At 59.1% G+C, this 5,144-nt stretch carries 6 protein-coding genes; 1 reads left to right on the forward strand and 5 read right to left on the reverse strand.

The annotated features are described in order from the left end of the window. Positions 1-124: integrase core domain-containing protein (locus AB4Y89_RS24245; RefSeq protein ID WP_442300934.1), on the forward strand; the 124-nt coding region annotated here is incomplete at its 5' end. Between the two features lie 83 nt (positions 125-207). Here the strand turns inward: AB4Y89_RS24245 and AB4Y89_RS24250 are convergent. The 5 genes from AB4Y89_RS24250 to AB4Y89_RS24270 form a co-directional block, all read right to left on the reverse strand. Then, positions 208-1,290 carry an NAD(P)H-dependent flavin oxidoreductase gene (locus AB4Y89_RS24250; RefSeq protein ID WP_442303520.1) on the reverse strand — a complete coding sequence of 361 codons (1,083 nt, stop codon included), beginning with the start codon at positions 1,288-1,290 and terminating at the stop codon, positions 208-210. A gap of 47 nt (positions 1,291-1,337) precedes the next feature. Beyond that, positions 1,338-1,841, reverse strand: a complete 504-nt coding sequence (locus tag AB4Y89_RS24255) for a RidA family protein (protein ID WP_442303521.1) — start codon at positions 1,839-1,841, stop codon at positions 1,338-1,340. Continuing rightward, positions 1,835-2,563 carry an SDR family NAD(P)-dependent oxidoreductase gene (locus AB4Y89_RS24260; RefSeq protein WP_442303522.1) on the reverse strand — a complete coding sequence of 243 codons (729 nt, stop codon included), beginning with the start codon at positions 2,561-2,563 and terminating at the stop codon, positions 1,835-1,837. The genes AB4Y89_RS24255 and AB4Y89_RS24260 overlap by 7 nt, the downstream gene beginning before the upstream one ends. 106 nt (positions 2,564-2,669) lie before the next feature. After that, positions 2,670-3,587 carry a LysR substrate-binding domain-containing protein gene (locus AB4Y89_RS24265; protein ID WP_442303523.1) on the reverse strand — a complete coding sequence of 306 codons (918 nt, stop codon included), beginning with the start codon at positions 3,585-3,587 and terminating at the stop codon, positions 2,670-2,672. Positions 3,588-4,042: 455 nt separating this feature from the next. Continuing rightward, complete coding sequence (locus AB4Y89_RS24270; protein WP_442303524.1) at positions 4,043-4,843, reverse strand: DUF899 domain-containing protein; 801 nt, start codon at positions 4,841-4,843, stop codon at positions 4,043-4,045. Positions 4,844-5,144: the final 301 nt, after the last annotated feature.

The raw sequence follows: 5,144 nt of genomic DNA on the forward strand, positions 1-5,144 counted from the left end.
AAACTCAGAACAAAGAGACACCCAACTCGCCCCTTGGACAGACTTCTACAACCAACAAAGACCTCATGCTAGCCTCAACCTACGCCCGCCCATCAGCAGGCTCCAGATGTCAACAACCTCTTGACCTCCTACAGGTGCCCCACCCTCACGGAGTTAGGGTGGGTTCGGAATACCCTGAAATCCCTAACAAAGATGACACCTCTGCCTCTATCGATTCAGCTTCGCCGCAGCTCCATCCACCAGCGCCTGCAACAGTTCATGCACGTCAGCACACCGCGCGAGGTTCGCGCTCTGACCTGCCCATAGAGCCAGCAGCTCCGCATTGCCGGCCTTCTGCGCAGGGATCGCGAGATTGCGCATCAGGCTTCGCTGCCGTGGATACGGCAGAATCTCCGTCCCGGGACCATTCATCTGATCCATCAACTCGTTCTTAATACCGCGAGCGAGCCTTCCAGTGAAACCTCGGGTCAATCCCGTACGCGCGGCTCTTCCACTGCGGATCGCTTCGCGATGCACCGGATGCGCGCCGGACTCCTCGCATGCCAGAAACACCGTCCCCATCTGCACGCCCTCCGCACCGAGTGCGAAGGCGGCAGCAATGCCGCGTGCATCGGCGATGCCTCCGGCCGCGACGACCGGGACACTCACGGCATCGACCGTCTGCGGCACCAGCGAGACGGTGCCGGTCAACGAATCCTCAGAGGAGCGCAGGAATGAGCCGCGATGACCTCCTGCTTCAAAACCGGAGGCGATCACCACATCCACGCCTGCCTGTTCCAAAGCAATCGCTTCCTCCACCGTGGTCGCGGTGCCCATGATGACGATCTTCTGCCGGCGAACTTCGTCGAGAATCTCCATAGGCGGTATGCCATAGATAAAGGAGAAGACCGGCACCTTCGCATCCAGCACGACACGCGCCTGGTCTTCAAACCGTATCGGTTTGTATGGAGCAAACACAGGCGCAGGTCCGCCGAGACGCTCGATATGAGGCGCAATCGCTGAGGATGCCCGCTGAAACTCGGCATTCCCGGAGGTACGTGCACCTTCGTCCTCCATCGAGACCCAGAGGTTCATCGCGAATGGCTTCGTGGTCAGAGAGCGGATCTCCGCGATCACGTCCTTGATCGCCTCAGGCTCCATGCCATGTGCACCGAATCCACCAAGCCCGCCGAAGTTTGAAACGCCGGCAGCAAGCCGCTGCGATGAGAATCCGCCGAGTGGTCCCTGGATGATTGGATACTCAATTCCCAGCAAGCTGGCGACACGGGTCTGATTCCACAGTCCGGACACAATGCACCTCGCAACAACAAAAGAGGCGGACAAGCCGCCTCTTTCCTTTATGCCTTCACCTCAAACAAAACTTCCACCACCACCGGGACACCGAGCGGAAGACTGGCCACACCGAGCACCATTCGTACCGGCAGCTTGTCTTCTCCGAAGACATCGCGCAACAGCTCCGAAGCTGCATCGGCCACCTTCGCATGTGCGGTGAACTCTCCCTCGGTGGCCATGTAGACCGTCAGCTTTACTACCCGGTTGACCTGATCGAGCGAGCCCAGGTGATCTCTCGCGGCAGAGAGCACGTTCACCGCCGCGATGCGTGCTGCCTCGCGGCCTTGCTCCACGTCGAGCTCCTTACCCAGCCGCCCGACAAACCGCGGTTGGCCGGCAACCACCGGAAGTACGCCGCTGAGGTAGAGCAGGTTGCCGGTCAGGACGCTTTCCACGTACGCGCCAATCGGCCCGGGTGCTGGCGGCAGCTCGATACCGAGCTCCGCAAGCCGGCGTTCCGCCTTCGCCGGCTGCGGGCTCGCTGGCTGCGTGCCCTTCGCGCTCACCATTTGCTTGCGTGCGCACCACCGTCCACGTGCAGCACCTCCCCGGTTACGTTGCGGGCTTCGGTCAGATAGACCACCGCATCCACGATGTCACTCACATCCGAGATGGTGCCCATCGGTGAGAGCGTCTTCAGAAAGTCCTTTGGGTTGTCCTTGTGCAACGGAGTATCCACCGACCCCGGCGCAACAGCGTTGAAGCGGATGTGCTGTTTCGCGTACTCACTTGCCAGGCTGCGAACCACTGCCTCCAGACCACCCTTGGTGATCATGGGCACTGAAGCCGTAACACCGGCAATCGGATTCGCCACCAGCGAGGTCGTGATGTTGACCACGCTTCCACTCGACTTCTGTGCGAGCATCTGTTTCACCACGCCCTGCGTCACGTAGAGGAAGCCCTCAAGGTTGGTATTCGAAAGCGCTTCGAAGTCCTCGGCGGTGTAATTGGTAAATGGCTTGGTGAAGAAGATTCCCGCGTTGTTCACCAGCGCGTCGATCGATCCAAACTTCTTGATCGCAGTCTCTACCACCTTAGCCGCGACAGCGCTATCGCCAATGTTGCCATCCACTAGCGCAAGCTGAGCAGACTCCGTATAGGCGCCCGACTTCGTAATGTTGCGCGAGTTGGCGACAACGTTATAGCCGCGATCCAGAAACGCCTGCACTGCGCCTGCTCCGATGCCCTGTGATGCTCCCGTGACGATGATTGTCTTCTGTTTGCTGCCCATCTCCAGCCTCCTTGGCTGACGGCCTTTCTCTTGCCGTACACCAGAAGAGATTCCGAAGATGGTGATTCCGATTCCTCGCATCTTTCGATCAAGTGATCGTTAATGCCTATCGCTCCAGATACCGCATCTTCTGGCGGATGGCCGGAAGCTCCTCGTCGAGCAGCTCAAGAAACAGCTTGAGAGCAACCGAAGGCTCCTGCTTCCGCCACGTTGCGACAATGTCGACGCGGACATCATCCGGTTGCAACCTAAAGAAGGAGACATTATCTGCGCGTAAGTTATGGGCAGAGGCAGAGACGATCGCCACGCCTTCCTCGGCCTCCACGGTCGACAGCACCGAGTGCATATTGTTCAGCTCGTTGTACAGCCGCGGCGAGAAGCCATTGTCGTTGCAGACGCGAATGATGGTATCGAAGACCTCCGGAGAGCTTGCTCGCTGAAAGGTGACGATGCGCTCGCCTGCGAGATCCGCGATACGGATACGCTTTGCCTTGACCTTACGGCTTTTGGGGAGCGCCACCACCAGTGGCTCGCGGAAGAGCAGGCGCGACTCGTAGGACGCACTACGATCTGCCGAAGGAGGACGGGTAAAGCCGATATCGATCTCGCCCCGGTCGAACGCGAGATCCTGTCCGCTGGGCACGTTCTCTTCAAGCCGCAACACCACTCCGGGATGACGCGCTTTGTACTTGCGCAGCAGGTCCGGAAGAAACTGGCAGGTGGCAAATCCCATAAACCCAATGCCCAGCCTGCCGATCTCGCCCCGAGCCGCACGCTGAGCAGTGACGATTGACCGCTCGGCCTGTGCCAGCGTCTTCAGCGCCTCCTCATAGAAGACCTGTCCCTCCGGCGTAAGCCGCGCCACGCGTCCCTCACGCGAAAAGAGCTTAATGCCCAGCTCGCTCTCAAGATCAGCCACCGCCTGGCTGATGGACGGCTGTGCCACGTAGAGATGTCGTGACGCCTCACGGTATCCCTTCCACTGGACCACCGCCGTGAAATAGCGAAGATGCCGCAGTTCCATCTGATAGCCGCTCCCTATCGGTCGATATAAAGATACGACTAGAGGTGATCGTTTGTCTGGCATGCTTAGGTGGCAACAGCGGGCTGCCAACTAACTCGATCGCTCGGTGAAACGCTCACAAAGTTAGGGTGGGCAAGGGTGGGAGCAGCGGGCTTCAGCCCGCTGATTAGAAGCCATCAAAACAATGGGCTTTAGCCCTGGGCCTTCTCTGCGAATCAGAAAAAAAGCCCAGGGCTATAAAGCCCGCTTCTTTGTTGAGCCGGTAAACCGTGGGCTGGAGCCCACGGCTCCCACCCGGTCCCATTCCAGCTTGGGAGATCCCGCCAAGAGCCCGAAATCTATGCCCTCGACGATGAAGGCCGGGCCCATGTCCCCCGGCACACCACCCCAACGAACAAGTTCGTTGGGGACCACGGGACATGGGGCACCCGGTGCATGGGCTATCTCAGATTTATCTACTCCCCTTGCTCTTGCTTCATCTCCGCGCTTGCCTTGCGGAAAGCCTTCTCACCCGCATCCGACACCTGGACCCACTTCTCATTCGGCGCGGCCTCGGCTTCATACGAATCGTGCCAGTTCCACCACTTATACGTCGGAGTCTGCGGGTACCCTTCGGGCGAATCCTCCCACACTTCCTGCCGGCCGAGCGGTGTGATGTCGAGATAGCTCCACACCGTTCCCATGGCCTCATCGCCGCGATTGTTGATGTAGTACGTGCGGAAAATCTTCTCTCCGTCACGGATGAAGACATTGTGGCCATGCCACTCATCGACACCGAAATCCTTATCGAAGCTGTCGGTAAGGGTGTACCAGGGCATCTCCCATTCCATGCGCTTCTTCAACCGGGCAATATCTGCCTGCGGAGCCCGCGAGGCGTAAGCAAGCGTCGTATCGCGCGCATTGAGATGCGCCAGGTGACCAACCTGATCGGCGCCAAGCGAGCAGCCGCGGCAGGCATGCTCGGGCCAGCCGAAGACTCCCGGTTCATAGAAGGCGCGATAGACGATCAACTGCTTTCGGCCTTCGAAGAGATCGAGCAGACTCACCTTGCCCTGCGGGCCCTCAAACATGTACGTCTTCTCGACAGGCATCCACGGCATGCGCCGGCGCTCTGCGGCCAGTGCATCCCGCGAGCGGGTAAATTCCTTTTCCTTCACCAGGAGCTGCCGCCAGGCAGCCTCCCACTCCTGCTGCGAAACGGTTGGAGGTGCCTTCATTGCGCTGCCGGTTGTCTGTGTCTTCACTGCGGTCGTCATCTGTGTGTCTCCTTCGTTGCTTCCGTTGCGATCCTTGGAATGATCTTGATGGAAAGCTTGCCCAGGCTGAGAGTGACAAGTCTGACGCGATTCGTCGGGTAATTGGTCGCGTGCGTATTCCCCACCCACCCTTGCGTTGCGAGCGTTCACCCCGAGGGTGGGGCACCTGTGATGTTTCAAGAGGTTGTTGTCCATCCGTTTGTATCTGGAGATTCTGTTTGTGACGAGCAAATAGAAGTTTCCGGAGGAACGGATGGACTATCACTATCATGCCCGATTGACGGTGCATGGTCGAAGAGCG

It is taken from the genome of Terriglobus sp. 2YAB30_2 (assembly GCF_052114765.1).
Classification (GTDB): Bacteria; Acidobacteriota; Terriglobia; order Terriglobales; family Acidobacteriaceae; genus Terriglobus.

Coding starts and splice junctions, on each gene's coding strand:
- AB4Y89_RS24255 (WP_442303521.1), bottom strand. CDS start 1,841: ATGGTGAGCGCGAAGGGCACGCAGCCAGCGAGCCCGCAGCCGGCGAAG.
- AB4Y89_RS24260 (WP_442303522.1), bottom strand. CDS start 2,563: ATGGGCAGCAAACAGAAGACAATCATCGTCACGGGAGCATCACAGGGC.
- AB4Y89_RS24265 (WP_442303523.1), bottom strand. CDS start 3,587: ATGGAACTGCGGCATCTTCGCTATTTCACGGCGGTGGTCCAGTGGAAG.
- AB4Y89_RS24270 (WP_442303524.1), bottom strand. CDS start 4,843: ATGACGACCGCAGTGAAGACACAGACAACCGGCAGCGCAATGAAGGCA.